The sequence below is a fragment of the Lentzea albida genome, assembly GCF_900111005.1.
GTDB classification, from domain to species: domain Bacteria; phylum Actinomycetota; class Actinomycetes; order Mycobacteriales; family Pseudonocardiaceae; genus Lentzea; species Lentzea albida.
The window spans coordinates 20,513-35,133 of the sequence record NZ_FOFV01000015.1 but is presented as its reverse complement, the minus strand read 5'-3'; the positions used below and the strand labels follow the sequence as shown (position 1 = coordinate 35,133).

At 69.7% G+C, this 14,621-nt stretch carries 14 protein-coding genes; 9 read left to right on the top strand and 5 right to left on the bottom strand.

Annotated features, from left to right (window positions below; translation table 11 throughout):
- The first annotated feature begins 149 nt into the window (after positions 1–149).
- Positions 150–1,208: a sensor histidine kinase gene (locus BMY74_RS31085; RefSeq protein WP_143091768.1), complete on the top strand. Its 1,059-nt coding sequence runs from the start codon at positions 150–152 to the stop codon at positions 1,206–1,208.
- A 2-nt stretch (positions 1,209–1,210) separates the two neighbouring features.
- Here BMY74_RS31085 and BMY74_RS31080 read toward each other — a convergent pair whose 3' ends face one another.
- The 3 genes from BMY74_RS31080 to BMY74_RS31070 form a co-directional block, all read right to left on the bottom strand.
- Positions 1,211–2,521: a purine-cytosine permease family protein gene (locus BMY74_RS31080; protein ID WP_245786458.1), complete on the bottom strand. Its 1,311-nt coding sequence runs from the start codon at positions 2,519–2,521 to the stop codon at positions 1,211–1,213.
- Positions 2,522–2,577: 56 nt separating this feature from the next.
- Positions 2,578–3,219: a hypothetical protein gene (locus BMY74_RS31075; RefSeq protein ID WP_143091767.1), complete on the bottom strand. Its 642-nt coding sequence runs from the start codon at positions 3,217–3,219 to the stop codon at positions 2,578–2,580.
- 62 nt (positions 3,220–3,281) lie between these two features.
- Positions 3,282–3,842 carry a type VII secretion system-associated protein gene (locus tag BMY74_RS31070; RefSeq protein ID WP_089922068.1) on the bottom strand — a complete coding sequence of 187 codons (561 nt, stop codon included), beginning with the start codon at positions 3,840–3,842 and terminating at the stop codon, positions 3,282–3,284.
- 56 nt (positions 3,843–3,898) lie between these two features.
- Here BMY74_RS31070 and BMY74_RS31065 point away from each other — a divergent pair, with 56 nt between their 5' ends.
- The 8 genes from BMY74_RS31065 to BMY74_RS31030 all read left to right on the top strand — a co-directional run bounded on the left by BMY74_RS31065 (position 3,899) and on the right by BMY74_RS31030 (position 13,599).
- Complete coding sequence (locus BMY74_RS31065) at positions 3,899–4,351, top strand: YbaB/EbfC family nucleoid-associated protein (RefSeq protein ID WP_177230003.1); 453 nt, start codon at positions 3,899–3,901, stop codon at positions 4,349–4,351.
- Positions 4,348–4,656: a hypothetical protein gene (locus BMY74_RS45320; RefSeq protein ID WP_089922066.1), complete on the top strand. Its 309-nt coding sequence runs from the start codon at positions 4,348–4,350 to the stop codon at positions 4,654–4,656. The genes BMY74_RS31065 and BMY74_RS45320 overlap by 4 nt, the downstream gene beginning before the upstream one ends.
- Positions 4,653–5,951 (top strand): WXG100 family type VII secretion target, encoded by a 1,299-nt coding sequence (locus BMY74_RS31055; RefSeq protein WP_089922065.1) that lies wholly within the window; start codon positions 4,653–4,655, stop codon positions 5,949–5,951. The genes BMY74_RS45320 and BMY74_RS31055 overlap by 4 nt, the downstream gene beginning before the upstream one ends.
- Complete coding sequence (locus BMY74_RS31050; protein WP_089922064.1) at positions 5,948–6,388, top strand: DUF6346 domain-containing protein; 441 nt, start codon at positions 5,948–5,950, stop codon at positions 6,386–6,388. The genes BMY74_RS31055 and BMY74_RS31050 overlap by 4 nt, the downstream gene beginning before the upstream one ends.
- Entirely contained in the window at positions 6,385–7,275 is an 891-nt protein-coding gene (locus BMY74_RS31045; RefSeq protein WP_143091765.1) for a DUF6346 domain-containing protein, read from the top strand. The genes BMY74_RS31050 and BMY74_RS31045 overlap by 4 nt, the downstream gene beginning before the upstream one ends.
- 90 nt (positions 7,276–7,365) lie before the next feature.
- A complete protein-coding gene (locus tag BMY74_RS31040; protein WP_245786457.1) occupies positions 7,366–8,769 on the top strand; it encodes a TIGR02677 family protein in 1,404 nt (467 codons plus the stop codon).
- Positions 8,766–9,830 (top strand): TIGR02678 family protein, encoded by a 1,065-nt coding sequence (locus tag BMY74_RS31035; protein WP_089922062.1) that lies wholly within the window; start codon positions 8,766–8,768, stop codon positions 9,828–9,830. The genes BMY74_RS31040 and BMY74_RS31035 overlap by 4 nt, the downstream gene beginning before the upstream one ends.
- Entirely contained in the window at positions 9,823–13,599 is a 3,777-nt protein-coding gene (locus BMY74_RS31030) for an SbcC/MukB-like Walker B domain-containing protein (RefSeq protein ID WP_089922061.1), read from the top strand. Before BMY74_RS31035 ends, BMY74_RS31030 begins: the two co-directional genes overlap by 8 nt.
- Here the strand turns inward: BMY74_RS31030 and BMY74_RS31025 are convergent.
- Together BMY74_RS31025 and BMY74_RS31020 are read right to left on the bottom strand one after the other, a co-directional pair.
- Positions 13,580–14,104: a hypothetical protein gene (locus tag BMY74_RS31025; RefSeq protein ID WP_089922060.1), complete on the bottom strand. Its 525-nt coding sequence runs from the start codon at positions 14,102–14,104 to the stop codon at positions 13,580–13,582. The two genes, BMY74_RS31030 and BMY74_RS31025, sit on opposite strands and share 20 nt — an antisense overlap.
- Entirely contained in the window at positions 14,101–14,601 is a 501-nt protein-coding gene (locus tag BMY74_RS31020; RefSeq protein WP_089922059.1) for an exonuclease domain-containing protein, read from the bottom strand. The genes BMY74_RS31025 and BMY74_RS31020 overlap by 4 nt, the downstream gene beginning before the upstream one ends.
- Positions 14,602–14,621 lie beyond the last annotated feature (20 nt).

Genomic DNA, 14,621 nt, shown 5'->3' with positions numbered 1-14,621 from the left:
CCCGGCGCTGTTCCGCAAGCAGTGTGCGCAGCAAACGGACGCGTGTGTCCGGCAGGCGGAAATGTCGGTGCCCGCCACCTGCGAAAGTAGGGTCGATCCCCTGCTCCAGTAGGTGATCCGGAGCACAACGCAGCAGTATCGTCACCCGCGTGACACGGGCAGGAGACCTGGGGCTGGTGCTGCTCGTGGCAGCGCTGGGGATGTGGCGCGAGTTCACGCCGCCCCAACTCCCACCGGCGTCCCTGGCGTTCCACCTCGCCGTCCGCCTGCTCGCGGCCGCGGCCCTGTGGTGGCGGCGCACGCACCCCGTCGCGTCCAGCCTGGTGATCACCTTCCTCACGCTGCTCACGCCGAACTACGCATCGGTGGTGTCCGCGTACTCCGTCGCCGCGCACGCCACCCGCTACCGCTGGCTCTTCCCGCTCCACGCCCTCGCGTGGGCGATCGGGGCCGGGACGTGGGTGTTGCCCGATTGCCTGGTCGGTCCCGGCCTGATCGTGATCGCCGGCCTGCTCGGCCTGCACCTGGGCGACCGGCGCAGGCTCACGCGCTCGATCGCCGAGCGGGAGTGCGCACTGCGCGTGGAACAGGCTCGTGCCGACGAACGCACCCGGCTCGCCGCCGAGATGCACGACGTCGTCACGCACCGGCTGAACCTGATGGTGCTGCACGCGGGCGCGTTGCGGATGGCCGCGAAGGACGACGGCGTGCGCACAGCCGCCGAACAACTGCGCACCGCGGGCTGCCAGGCGCTGGCCGAACTGCGCGACCTCGTCGGTGTGCTGCGCTCGGGCCGCGCGCCGCGCATTCCGGACGTGCTGCCCGACCGGCTCTCGCGCCTGGTCGCCGACTCGGCCGCCACGGGACTGGAGGTCACGCTGACCGAGCACGGCGACGACGGCACCATCTCCCCCGCTGTGCGCCGCACGATGTACCGGGTCGTGCAGGAGTCGCTCACGAACGTGCACAAGCACGCCCCCGGCGCCCACACGGAGATCACCATCCACTGTGGACCGAGCAGCGTCCGCGCGGTCATCCGCAACACCAGGCCGTCGGTCCTGCCGGGCCTCGCCCTGCCCGGCTCCGGCAGCGGCCTGCTCGGCCTGCGCGGCCGCGTGGAGGTGGTCGGGGGAACGCTGACCGCCGGCCCGACCGACGACGGCGGTTTCGAAGTGGACGCCGTGCTGCCCGCGTTCGTGCCGACCTGACCTCAGGCGGCCTTCATCTCGCGGTTGGTGGCACGGCGCGTGCGCATCCTCAACAGGTTCAGCCGCCCAGCGCACACATACAGCGCGAACGCGAGCACGAGAGAGTTCACGCCCGACTGTCCGATCGGCGCGAACTCGCCTATCACCGCTGACGCAGGCCAGATCACCACCGTGGCGGGCACCCACGACGGCGCCGAGCGCGGCACGTTCGGCCGCGTGGAGATGATCTCGTTGCGCCACCGCCGCACGACGTAGTACTCGGCGAGCATGATCCCGGCGACCGGCGGGAACACCACGCCGAGCAGCATCAGGAAGTGGGTGAACTGGTGCACGACGCCCGCGGCCGCGAGGGAGCTGCCCGCGCACCCGACCACGACCGTCATCTGCGTCCGGCTGATCCTGAGCGAGAACACGGCGTCGAAGAAGTTCACGAGGCCGAGCGAGGCCGAGTAGAGGTTCCAGTCGTTGATCTTCAGCACCGCCGTGACCACGATCAGCGCGCCGACCCAGCCACCGGTCTCGCTGAGGACGCCCATGACGTCCGTCGTGCCGAGCCCGTGCGCGAGCACCACGCCCGCCAGCCCGATGACCCATTCCCCGGCCGCGCCCCCCAGAACCGTCTGCTTGACGACGTCCCGCCCACTGCGGTGGAAGCGCGTCAGGTCCGGCGCGATCGCCGCCCCGACGATGAAGCTGCCGATGACCAGCGTGATCGCCGTCAGCATCCCGATCGAGGCCCCCGGCGCCGGACCGCCGAGGACGCCGACATCGTCGACATTCCTGATGACGAGCCACGCCAGCAACCCCAGAAAGGCAGGCACGGCCACATACGACGTCCACGCCATCCACCGCACACCACAGGCGGCGACGACCGTGATGACGATCCCGACCAGCAACGACCACACGGGCGCCGGCACCACCCCGGCGGTCGCGGCGAGCGCCGCCCCCGCCAGCCCGGTCTGCACCCCGAACCACCCGGTGCACGACAGGGCGATGACCAGCCCGAGCACCGCCGACCCGGCGTGCCCGAACCCGGTCCACCGGCTCAGGATGGCCGTCGGCAGTCCCTCACGTTGCCCGATGACACCCACGGCGACCGCGACGGCACTGAGCAGCACCGCCCCGATCGTGAGCGCGAGGACCGCGTCCCAGAACCGCATGCCGAACCCGAGCGCCGCCCCCAGCACCAACTGGCTCAGCGCCGTCGTCTGCCCGAACCGCTGAACGGCGACGGACCACCAGGGGTGCCGCGCCACGCCGGGCACACGACTGAGGGCCTGATCATCACGCCCGGCGACCATCCCGCTGATCACACAGGGACAGTAATGGCAACCCCACGATCGAGCGACAGACACACCGCACGACCGTGTCACGAAAGCTGATTCATCGCGAGCGCGATCCGCCGCCGCGCAACAAGCCTCGTCTGGTGCACGTCCAGGCTCGCCCCGAGCCCGGGCCGCCGCTCGAACCGGTCGTAACTGCGGCTCAACAGCCAATGAGCGGCCTCAGGCGTGATCGACTCCAACCGCATCTCACCCCGCAGCCCGTCCAACGCCTCCCCCACCTCCCGAGTGAGGAACGCGTGCCGCGTAAGACTCCCGTTGAGCTCGTCGATCATGAACACCATCGCGTGCCCCACGTCCCCATACGCATAACTGCACAGCAGCGCCAGATACCCGGCGTCGATCGACCGGTCCCCGATCCAGCACTCGCCGAACGTCAACCCGCCAAGGTCCCACCGAGGCCTGGCCTGCCGCCGCGCAGCCTCCCGGGCCCACTCCCCGGGCCGCCCGGGCAGCAGGTGCGCCAACGCCGTCAACAGCGCCGCACTGCGCCGACTCGGCACCTCCCCCAGGTGCCGGACGACGACCTCCCACAGCTCCTCGTTGTCGACGAACGGCCCGGCGACCGCGCTGACCTGGAGCTCGACCTCGAGCGGATCGGTGAGCTGCGGCAAGGGGCGCCCGGCGTCCACCACCGCCTGCTGCATGGGGGTCAGCCTCGTCCGCACGGCCGGAGGTTAGCCCGATCGGCGCAACGCGACCCGTTCCCCGATCAACGCCACCACGCGGATCACCCCATCGTGATCACGTCACGCAGCCCTTCGACGAGCAGGTCGCCGGGAATCTCGAACTGGACCCCGCCCTGCGCGGTGACCAGCAGCGTGACGGGCCGGTCGAGCGCGTCGACGACGACCGCCAGCTCCACCCCGCGAAAGCGGTGCCAGTGCGGCGGCCAGTCACGCGGCCGAGCCTGCTCCGAGGCGAAGACGTCCACGGTGTCGCCGCGCATCACCAGGTGCCTGCGCGGCTCGCGAGCCGGATCGGCGGGCAGCAGGAGATCGGCAGCGAGCACCGCGTCCACGAGCGTCTGCTTGTCCTCGTATCCGCGCTGCACGAGGTACATCACCGATTCGAGGTCGTTCTCGAAGGTGACCTCACGCGGCTGATACCGGGGATTCGGCACGTACTGGTCGCTGATTTCGCCTCGAGCGTCGACGAGGTACCGCCCGATCACGGCTTCCGCGGGAACGTCAGCGGCGCTGTCGTGTGCGGGGTCGATCACGTGCAGCCAGTTGTTGGGCACACGCCTGGCGCGTTCCCTCATCTCCCTCGTCACGAGCGGCTTGACCATGCACGCATTGTGCCGAATCGTGCGCGGAGAGTTCGATCGAATGGGATCATCCGGTCGTGACCGATCCGCACCAGTACCTCGCCGACTTCGAACAGCGCCTCCAGCAAGCCCAGGAACAGGCGAACGCCATCCAGACGGCGTTCCGCGAGTCCCGCACCGAGGCCCAGAGCCCGGACGGCTCGGTCATCGTCACGGTGGGCTCCGGCGGCCGCATCGAATCGCTCCAGCTCACTCCGCGCGCAGACGACCTCGGCCACACCGCGTTGGGCCGCACGATCATGGACACCATCCGCCGCGCCCAGGTCGAAGCCGCCCGCAAGATCGAGGACACGATGCGCCCGTTGCTGGGCGAGGGTGAAGGCATGGCCTTCCTGCGCGAACAGGTCGAGCAGGGCATCGCCGTGATCGACCCGGCGGGCACGGTCGAGGAGCCGAGGCCGACGTCACCTCGCCCCGCGCCACCGCAGGGTGATGACGACGACTTCGGCGGAAACTCGGTGCTGCGATGAGCGGCGGCTTCCGGACCCAGGCCGAAACCGTCGCCGCCCACGGCAAGATGCTCGTCGGCCGACTGTCCCCGTCGTTGCAGGAGGCCGTGTCCGCCTCGCAGGTCAGCCTGGGACCGAACGTGATGGGCGAACTCTGCCAACGCTGGTCGTGGATCTTCAACGAGGAACTCGACGACGCGAAAGCCCTGCTCGCCGCCCTCCCCAAGGCCTTCGAGGCAACCGGCGACGAGCTCTGTTCGACCGCCGAGACCTACCAGCAGGTCGAAGAGGGCAACCGCGCTGCCATGAAGGGGATGGACCGGTGAGCAACCCGCTGATCGCGCAGAAGGAGAACGAGAAGAAGTACTACGCCGGCGCGGGCATGCTCGACTCGGCGGAGGACGTGGTCAAACCGTTCGCCGAAGGCAAGACGGTCGATCCGGTCGCGCTCGGCATCGACGGCGCTGCCCTCGCGATGGACGTCGCCGGATTCCTCACCGATCCTCTCGGCTCGCTGGCGTCGTCGGTCGTGGGCTGGATCATCGAGAACGTCGGGTTCGTCCGCGAAGCGTTCGACAAGCTCATGGGCGACCCGCCCGCGATCGAAGCGGCCGGCACCACGTGGGAGAACATCTCCAAGCGCCTGCACAACGAGGCCAACGGCTACGAGGCACACGCGAAGACCCTCACCGAGTGGACGGGTGAGGCAGCAGACGCCTACCGCACCCGGTGCAGCGGCCTGGTCGCCGGCCTGCGCAACTCCGCGGAAGCCGCCGCGTCCGCAGGGAACAAGATCAAGGTGGCGGGTGCCGTCGTCGCGGCGACCCGAGCGCTGATCCGCGACCTCCTCGCCGATCTCGCCGGCACTCTGCTCATGTGGGGTATCCCAGCCGCGGCGTCGGCGATTCCCACGGCCGGCGCCTCGATTGCGGCATTCATCACGCGCGCCGTGACCAAGGCCGTCGAGATCGGCACCAGGATCGCGCGGTTCGTCGCCAAGTTGTTTAAGGCACTGGACAAGCTCGGTTCGCTGGCGAAGAGCGCGGGCGCCGCCATGCGCAAGCAGGCCGACGAACTCGCGTCTCTGAGCAAACAGATGCCGAACAGCCGCCACGGCAACCAGCGCGCGGCCGAGCTCGCCTCCGACTCCGCGACCAAAGTGTCGAGGGCCGACTCGCTGGACAACATCGGCGACGGCCTGTCCAACGCGAGCAAGCGCGTCCAGGACGGCATCGACAACGCGATGAGCAAGGTCGACGACGTCATGCAACGAACCAGCCAGAAGGTCGACGACTGGGCCGCACGAGTCAAGCAGAACGGTCCGGCGCGCAAGGAGAAAGTCAGGGACTTCTACGACACCATGAACCAGCCGCCGTTGAGCACCAAAGAGAAGAACCTGGGAGACCCTGCCACCCAACTGGGCCGGGCAGCCGACCGAGTGGACGCCCCGCTGAGCAAGGGCCTGCTCGACGGCCAGGACTGGGTGCGCGCCGTGGCGAGTCGCGACATCAACCACCTGATCCCGAACTGGGGCGATCTGGTCCACCCGACCAAAGAGCTCTCGAAGGAGCTGAACAAGGCCGAAGGCGGCGGCCACAAGGATCCGGGGGCGAACGGATGACGAAACGGATCATCCTCGCTGTCCTGACCTGGCTGGCCGTTCTGTACGGCGCCCAGGCAGCCCTGCTCACGTTCGGAGGTGAGGTGTCCTCCGGCGGTGAGCCGAAGGGCCACGCGCAGGACATCTCGTGCAAGCGGAACTGGTGGGCGTTCGGTCTGCTTTGGTCGTGCGAGGCCACGATCGCGGCCGATGACGGCAACCGTCACCCGTACCGCAGCGACAACTCGATGCTGACACCGGCCGACATCGGCAGCCAGGTACCGATGACCACCAACCGCGTGCGGTCTGGAAGATCGTCCCAGGCGAGCACGGAGTGGGGTCTGGCCGAGCGCAGGGAACCCAACAACGCCGCTGTCGTGCTCAGCGCGATCGGCCTCATGGCGACCGGAGTCTTCATCACGTTCCGGTTGTTCCGCAGGATCAAGCCGGTTCCGTGAAAGGACATCACCAACGCTGGCTGGCCCTGGCATGGCTCGCATTGTGCGCCTACGCCTCAGCTTTCCTCCTGCTGTTCTGGGAGGACCACGGTCCAGCAGGCAGCCCGGTCGCGCAGGCCGACGACATCCACTGCGAACGCAACTGGCTGCTCCTCGGAACCCGCTGGAGCTGCACCGCGATCGTCACCGACAACGGGATGCGGTACCGCTACACCAGCGACTCCTCACTGCTGACGCCCGCCGACACCTCCGTCCCCATGCAACGCCTCGCCCCACATCACTTCGCCCCTGCCCGCGCATCCTCCAACCCCGTGCCGTGGCCGACCATGGGCGCCGTCACCTCCATCGCGCTCGGCCTCGTCGGCGCCGGTGTGCTGTGGCAGAACAGCCGCGGGAAACGACCGGCCGCCAAGGCGGAGGTGCGGCGCCTGCGTGCCCAGGCTCGTTGGTACGTCGGAGCAGGCATGCTCGCCTTCCTCGCTGCCCACTTCACACACGGCCTGCTGATCACCGCCCGCGCCGACGTCTGGCCCCGACGGGCCGAAGGCACGGGTGAGGCGACATCGTGTGAGCGAGACTGGCGCTACCTAGGGGCCCTGTGGCGTTGCGATGTCGACATAACCGCGGACACCGGCCAGAAGCTCACGCGGACGTTGAGCCACTCGCAGTTCACCCAGGCCGAGATCGGCATCCCGAAGCCCGTGACAGCCGTCGGCGCCAGGTGGGAGGTCGTCGACCAGCCCTCCGAACACAGGTTCGCCAAGGCGTTGTTCGTCCTGTTGCTGGCCGGCGGCATCGCGTTGCTGATCAAGCCGACGTACGACCTGGCGAGGATCCGGGAGCTGGAGGACCCGAACCTGCCGGCGCGGTTCCTGCCCGTGAGGTGACCGGGTGGCGGGCGAGCGGCAGCGACGGCTCGTGATGACCGTGCACCGTGCCACCCGGAGGAGGTGCGGGCACAAGCTACGGTGGCACAGGTGACGACGTTTCCACCGGTGCCCGCGGACCTGTTCCGCTTCACCACGACCGACCAGGCGGAGCTGCACACAGCGGTGCTGCGCGTGTTCGGGGTGGCGAACGAGCGCCTGCAGACCGTCCTCACCGCCGATGACGTGCAGCAACGGCTCCGCACCGTCGGCTGGTCCGAGCAACTGGCCGACGACGACCTGCAGGCGTCCCTCGCCGCGCTGAGGGGCTGGGGTCTGCTGGACGCCGCACAGCACCGTTACGGGCTCACGAAGCGAGGCGAGGCCGCGTACGCCGGCATTCAGCACGCGACACACACACTCGCGGCGAACGGTGCGCTGCAGACCGCCGTGCTCGACGCCATCGCGGCCCGCCTCAACGCCCTCGCCGGGCCGTTGAACGACCACGACGCCTTCACGACGCTCTCCGAACTCGAAGGGCACCTCGAAGCCTTCAAGGCGAACACTGCGCGGTTCAACGCCGACCTGCAGCGCATCCTGCGGGACGACCAGGCCGATCTGGACACGTTCCAGGACGTCAAGCGCACCACGGTCACCTACCTGCGCGACTTCATCGCCGACCTGGACGCGCGCAAGCACGGGATTCGCGAGGCCGTCGTCTCCATCGACGCCGCCGAGCTGCACGAACGCGCGCGACGCGGTGCCGGGCTCGTCCAGGACGAGCAGTGGGCGCAGCAGCGCAAGGCCAGGTGGACCGAGCTGCGGAGCTGGTTCTGCGACAACCCGCCGCGCGTCGAGGAGTTGCAGGACGTGTCGCGCAAGGCGATCGTGCAGCTGCTCAGGGTGCTCGACCGGATCAACGAGCAGCGCAAGAAACCCACGAACACCGCGGCCGACTTCAAGGCGCTCGCCCGGTGGTTCGCGCGGACCGAGACCGAGGACGAGGCGCACGAGTTGTTCAACGCCGCGTTCGGGCTCTACTCCGCGCGGCACGCGCACCTCGCGCACGCCGACGGGGAGCTGTTGCCCAGTGCCGAGGCGTGGGAGAACACGCCGCCCGTGCCCGTGTCACCGCAGTTGCGCGCGACCGGCAAGCAGGAGCACATCGGTGCCACCGGCAAGGTCCGCAACGTCGACGAGGTGCGCCGCAACCGTCGTGAACAGGCGCAGAAGGAGCGTGAGGAGCTGGAGTACGCGTGGTCGCAGATCCAGACCGACGGCGCGATTCGCATCTCCACGCTCACGAACCTCGACCACGACACGTTCCACCGGCTGATCGACCTCGTCGGCAGGGCGCTCGGCAGCGATCCGGACAGCACCGGCACGCGCTCGGCCGGCACGAGTGACGGGCGGATGCAGATCAACCTCCGCAACGCCCGCGGCTGGGCGACCATGACCACCCAGAAGGGCACGCTGAGCGGGCCCGACTACGTGATCGACGTGCAGAGCCGATGAGGAACACGGGAAACCAGCTCGCACGGCTGGAGAGCGAGGAAGTGGCGCGTGGCGTTCGTCTGCTGCTCGCGCGCCCGTTGCTGACCAACGGCCAGGATCCGGACGGCTTCGACCTCATCAGGAGGCGCCGCGAGCCGATCACGAAGTGGTTCGACTACTACTGCGGCTGGCGCGTGGTCGTCGAGCCGCGGGCCGGGTACGCGCGCCTCTTCAAGACCACCCAACGGCCTGACCGCACGCGACCGGCGTTCGACCGGCGCCGGTACGTCCTGCTGTGCCTGATGTGCGCGGAGCTGCTGACCACACCGCTCACGACGCTCGACGAGCTGACGTCACGCCTCAAGCAGGCCGACGAGATCGAGTTCGACCCGGGCAGGCGCAGCGACCGGAACGCGTTCAACGACGTGCTGACGTTCCTCGAGGACCACGGCGCGATCGAGGTCGACGAGCAGGTCCGCGCGGATCCGACGCTCATCACGCGCCTGCTGTCCGCGCCGGTCGCTCCGTCCACGGTGGACACGATCGAGGACCTGACGTACGAGTCGCGGTACGAGAACGCGCACCGCAGTCTGTGGCAACGGCACTCCGTCATGCGCAGGCTGATCGACGATCCCGTGGTGTACAAGGAAGACCTGAACGCGAGTCAGCTCGCGTTCCTCGGCTCCCCCGCCGGCCGCAAGGTCGTGCAGACCGGCATCACGCTCGCCGGCTGCACGCTGGAGGAGCGCAAGGAGGGGTACGTCGTGGTCGACGCCGACGCGATCGCCACGGACACGAGGTTCCCGGACGACGACAACAACGCGAAGGTCGCCGCGTTGCTGCTGCTCGACCGGCTGGCGCTGGGCCCCGCCACGACGGAGGAGCTGACCGAGGAAGCACGCGAGGTGCTCACCAGGTTCCGGAACTGGGCCAAGGCCTACCAGTCGGACGGTGGCGCGGACAGGCTCGCGGCGGACGGTCTCGAACTGCTCGAGGCGTTCGGGCTCGCGCGCACGGAGAACGGCACCGTTCACAGGCTGCCCGCCGCAGCCAGGTACGCGGTCGAGGAGCTGCATGACTGACCGGTGGCAACCGAGCCGCGCCGGCATCATCAACGTCTGGCGCTACTACGACGAGATCTTCTCGTTCTACCAGGGCAGACTGCTGCTCAGGGGCCCCAACGGCACGGGCAAGTCGAAAGCGCTCGAGCTGCTGCTGCCGTACCTGTTCGACGCGAACCTGCGTCCGCACCGCCTGTCGACGTTCGGCAGCGCGGACCGCACGATGCACTGGAACCTCATGGGCGAGGGCAACCAGGGCAGCACGCGCGTCGGGTACGTGTGGCTGGAGTTCCAGCACGGTGAAGAGTGGTTCACGTGCGGTGCGCGCCTTCAGGCCACCACGAACACCACTAACGTCTCCGCCACGTACTTCACGACGTCGTTGCGGGTCGGCGACCTGGCGCTGGTGAACGAGGCCGGACGCCCGTTGACCACCACGGATCTCACGGCGGCGATCGGCGAGCACGGCGTCGTGCACACCTCACCGGCCGATTACCGGCACACGGTCCGGACGACGTTGTTCCCCGGCGTGACCGAGCAACGGTACGACTCGCTGATCACGGCTCTGCTGCAGCTGCGCACGCCGAAGCTGTCCGAGCGGCTCGACCCGAGCGTGCTGTCCTCGTTGCTGTCCAAGGCACTTCCGCCGCTGGACCAGTCCGATCTGACGGAGATCGCCGAGGGTTTCGAACGCCTCGACCGCCAGCGCGAGGGCCTGCGGCGGCTCGACGAGGAGATCACCACCGCCGAACGGCTCGCGGGCGTGCAGCGCGTCTACGCCCAGCGCGTGCTGGGCGCGGCCGCGTGGGCGTTGGAGACCGCGACCGAGCAGCTCGATGAGCTGACCAGGGCCGCGCGGATGAGCGACCGGCGCTACGAGCGCCAGATCACGCTCACCGACGAGGCGTTCGACCAGCTCGCGGCGCTGGGACGTGAGGCGAGAGCGGTCGACGCGGAGATCTCCGGCATCTCCGACCTGCCCGCGTACCAGGAGGGCAGGCAGCTCGACCAGTTGCGGCAGCAGCTCTCCGCCGCGTCGCAGCGGGCTGCGGAGGCGGCCGCGCACGCCGCGAAACTCCGTGCACGGGCCGTCGCCGACGAGGAACTGGCCGGGCAGGCCAAGTCCGAGGCGGCCGCACGCGCCGATGAACTGCGACGGTCCGTCGTCCTCGCACGGGAAGCTGCTGAGCAGGCGGGCATGCCGTCGATGCTCGAGGAGATCGAGTCCGGCGGCGACGCGAAGGCGGGGCGTCAGCTGCTCACCGCCGCCGTCGAGGCCCGGTCCGCCGAGATCAACTCGATCACGCGTGCCGTCGCCGCGCACGAGAGAGCCGTCAACGCGCGGAACGAGGCCCGCCAACGGCTCGAGGAAACCCGTGACGAGCTCGAACTCGCCACGGAAGCGGAGACCGCGGCGCAGCGCACGTTCGAGCAAGCGTTTGCGAAGTTCTGCGCGGACGTCGACACGTGGGCGCGCGGCTGTTCCGAGCTGAACGTGTCCGAGCACCACGAGGTCGTCGAGGCCGCCGCTCTCGCGCGTGAGGAGTTCAGCCGCATCGAGGCGCGCCTGGACGAGACGCGCACGGCACTGAACGGCCAGCTCTCGCAGTACAGGTCGATCCGTGAGAAGCTCGCCAACCAGGTCGACGTGCCCCCACCGGCGCCGTACACGCGTGACGACGACTTCCGGGTTTCCGCCGCAGGGGCCCCTCTGTGGCGTCTGGTCGACTTCCGCCCCGGCACACCGCCGTCCGTGTGCGCCGCGGTCGAGGCGGCGCTGGAGGCGTCGGGACTGCTCGACGCGTGGCTCACGCCGGACACCTCGTTCGATCTGACCGCCCGGGACCGCTTCGCCGAACCGCTGCTCTCCGGCCCCGCCCCCGGTACGACGCTGCTGGAGGTGCTCGTCACCGACGACGAGCGCTGTCACCGGTTCCTCGACGGCGTCGCGTTCGGCGAGACCGCGTCCGGCCACACGACCGCGATCGGCGCGGACGGCACGTGGCGCCTGGGCAACGCCCACGGCCGCTGGACCAAGCCCGCTCCCACCTACATCGGCGCCGACGCCCGCAAACGCGCTCGCGCGGGCCGGATCGCCGAGCTCACCGGCCTGATCGAGCAGCTCGCGACGGACCTGTCCGGAGTGGACGCGGCACGGAACCAGATCGCCGTCCGCCGCGCGACCCTCGCCGGTGAGATGGCCCGCAAGCCCTCGACCGACCCGATGGACGTCGCCGAGGAACAGCGCACGAAGGCCCAGCTGCGGTCGGCGGCGCGCAAGGACGCCGTCGCCGCCGCCCAGCTCAGGGTGACCGAGACCGAGGCAGCCGTGGCCCGGCTCGGCCAGGTCGCCGAGGTGCCCGACGCGGACGAGCTGACGGCGTTCGGCACGGCGGCCCACCGCTGGCTCGACGACCGCCGTGACGCCCTCGCCGCGGAAGCGCTGTCCATCGAGGCCGGCAGCCGTGCGTCCGCCAGCAGCGCGCTGGCCGACGAGGCGGAGGAGACGGCCTCGGCACGTCAGCAGGAGGCCTCCGACCTCGCCGTCACGCTGGAGACCGTCGAACGGGCCGCGAGTTCCGAGTTCCACGCCCTCGACCAGCGGCTCATCACGTTGCGCGCCAAGGCCCTCGAACTGGCCGAGCAACGCGAACTGCTGCAGGACAAGCAAACGGGCCTGGCGCGCACACTCGGCACGTTGGAGGAGAAGCGCAGGACAGACACCTCACGCGCCGCGGAAGCGACCGTCGCGCATGAGGCCGCCGAAACGCGCTACCGCCACCTCACCAGCGGCCACCTCCCCGCCGACGCGGGCGAGGTGCCCGACGGCCCGGTCGACCCGCGCCTGATCCGCGACTCGGAGTCCCGCCTGGGCATGGCGGTGCACGAGGCCCAGCAACAACTGGCCGGCCGCATCGAGCTGTCGCTGGACCCCGACGACGACGTCACCGTCCTCACCGCAACGCTCGACGGCACGCGCATGGGCGCCCACGCCCTGTTGCAGACACTGCAGGCCGAACGCGACCGCATGCGCACGCACATCACGGACGTCGAACGCGACCTCTTCGACCAGACCCTCACCGGCGACACCCGCAGGCACATCGCCCAGCGCATCCAGGGCGCCTCCGAGCTCGTCGCCACCATGAACCACCGCCTGGAGCGCGTCCAGACCGCGTCCGGCATCCGCGTGCAGCTGGACTGGCAGGTCGACCCCCAGCTGCCACCGGGCACGCGCGAGGCTCGCGACCTGCTGCTGCGTTCAGACCTAAACGACCACGAACGCGCGTTGCTGCACGACTTCTTCCGCGAGCGCGTGGAAGAAGCACGCGCGCACGACTCCGCAACAGGCTGGGAACAACAACTCGCCCAGGTGCTCGACTACACGACGTGGCACCAGTTCGTCGTGAAGGTGGACAGAGGCGAGGGGTGGGTCCCTGTCACCAAACGCGTGCACGGCGCGTTGTCCGGCGGCGAGAAGGCCATCGTGCTGCACCTCCCGCTCTTCGCCGCGGCGGCCGCGCACTACCACGCCACCCCGACCGCACCCCGGCTGATCCTGCTGGACGAGGTCTTCGTCGGCGTCGACGCCACCAACCGCGGGCAACTGCTGGAGCTGCTGGTCAACTTCGACCTCGACCTGGTGCTCACGTCGGACCACGAGTGGTGCGACTACCGGGAGCTGACCGGCATCGCCATCCACCAGCTCACCACGGGCACGGACGGCGATGACGCCGTCACGACCGTGCGGTTCACATGGGACGGTCACAGCCTCACGGCTGATGAGGACTGAACAACGCCAACAGTTGCCGCTCGTCGTCGGTGAGCGGGAACGCGGGGCTGGGCCGCGGATAGACCTCCGCGGCCCGCCAGAGTTCTTCACGCACGCTGGACGCTATGCCTATGTTGCGTCCACGCGCGCGCAGGTCGTCCATGAGCGCGGCGGCGTCGAACAGGTACACGGTCTCGATCACCAGCGGCCGCGACGTGCCCACCGAACTCGCCGGCGCTGACTTCGGCCCGGTGAGCACCAGGTACGTCTCCGGGCCGCCCTCCTTCAGGTCGAGGATGTTCTCGCGCTTCGGGTACCACCGGATGCCCACTGTCCGGCCGTCGTCGAGCCGCCCGCCGACGGCTTTGTTCGCCTGCGGCTCCAGCGTGATGCCGAAGATCCGTGCCGCGATCCAGTCTCCGAGGTGGCCGGGCAACGCCGGCCGCCGGATGATCGCGGCCAGCTCGGTGTCGATGCTGTTGCGTTGCTCGATCAGCTTCGCCACACGTCGCACGTCGTCACTCATCGCGCTCCTCCGCTGCGTTGCATGGCATAAGCACGCACAGTCCGCGGCACCTCGAGCCGTACCGGCTCCACGGTCCCGATGCGGTCGAGACTCCGCACGAGCAGACGGGCCGACGCCCGTGCGTCCTGCAAGGCGATCCCCCTCGGTGCTTCCAGCGGCCCGGTGCTGAGGCCGGAGACGGCGAAGGCGTGGCCCAGCCGCGCGTACTCCGCGGTGAGGAATCCCTGGCAGAACGTCAGGTCCTGCGCCGCGAACACCCGGCCGGACAGCCGTGCGGCGAGCTCTCCGGCGACGCCCGCGAACTGCGGCGCCCCGCGCACGTCGGCGGGACTGATGCCGTGCCGGGGGCCGAAGTCGCGGCGCGGGTCGACCAGCGTGCACCACTCGTCGGTCCGGCGTCCGGACGCGTCGAGGTGCACCACGGCGACCTCGATCACCCTGTCGCCCGGAGCAGGTCCGGTGGTGGCGACGTCGACGACCGCGTACCCCTTGCCCATGCCGGAATGTCGTTCGAACG

Bases quoted from the DNA above. Each gene is read 5' to 3' on its own strand.
- BMY74_RS31070 (WP_089922068.1), bottom strand. From the start codon at position 3,842: ATGGTCAAGCCGCTCGTGACGAGGGAGATGAGGGAACGCGCCAGGCGT.
- BMY74_RS45320 (WP_089922066.1), top strand. From the start codon at position 4,348: ATGAGCGGCGGCTTCCGGACCCAGGCCGAAACCGTCGCCGCCCACGGC.
- BMY74_RS31050 (WP_089922064.1), top strand. From the start codon at position 5,948: ATGACGAAACGGATCATCCTCGCTGTCCTGACCTGGCTGGCCGTTCTG.
- BMY74_RS31035 (WP_089922062.1), top strand. From the start codon at position 8,766: ATGAGGAACACGGGAAACCAGCTCGCACGGCTGGAGAGCGAGGAAGTG.
- BMY74_RS31030 (WP_089922061.1), top strand. From the start codon at position 9,823: ATGACTGACCGGTGGCAACCGAGCCGCGCCGGCATCATCAACGTCTGG.
- BMY74_RS31025 (WP_089922060.1), bottom strand. From the start codon at position 14,104: ATGAGTGACGACGTGCGACGTGTGGCGAAGCTGATCGAGCAACGCAAC.
- BMY74_RS31020 (WP_089922059.1), bottom strand. From the start codon at position 14,601: ATGGGCAAGGGGTACGCGGTCGTCGACGTCGCCACCACCGGACCTGCT.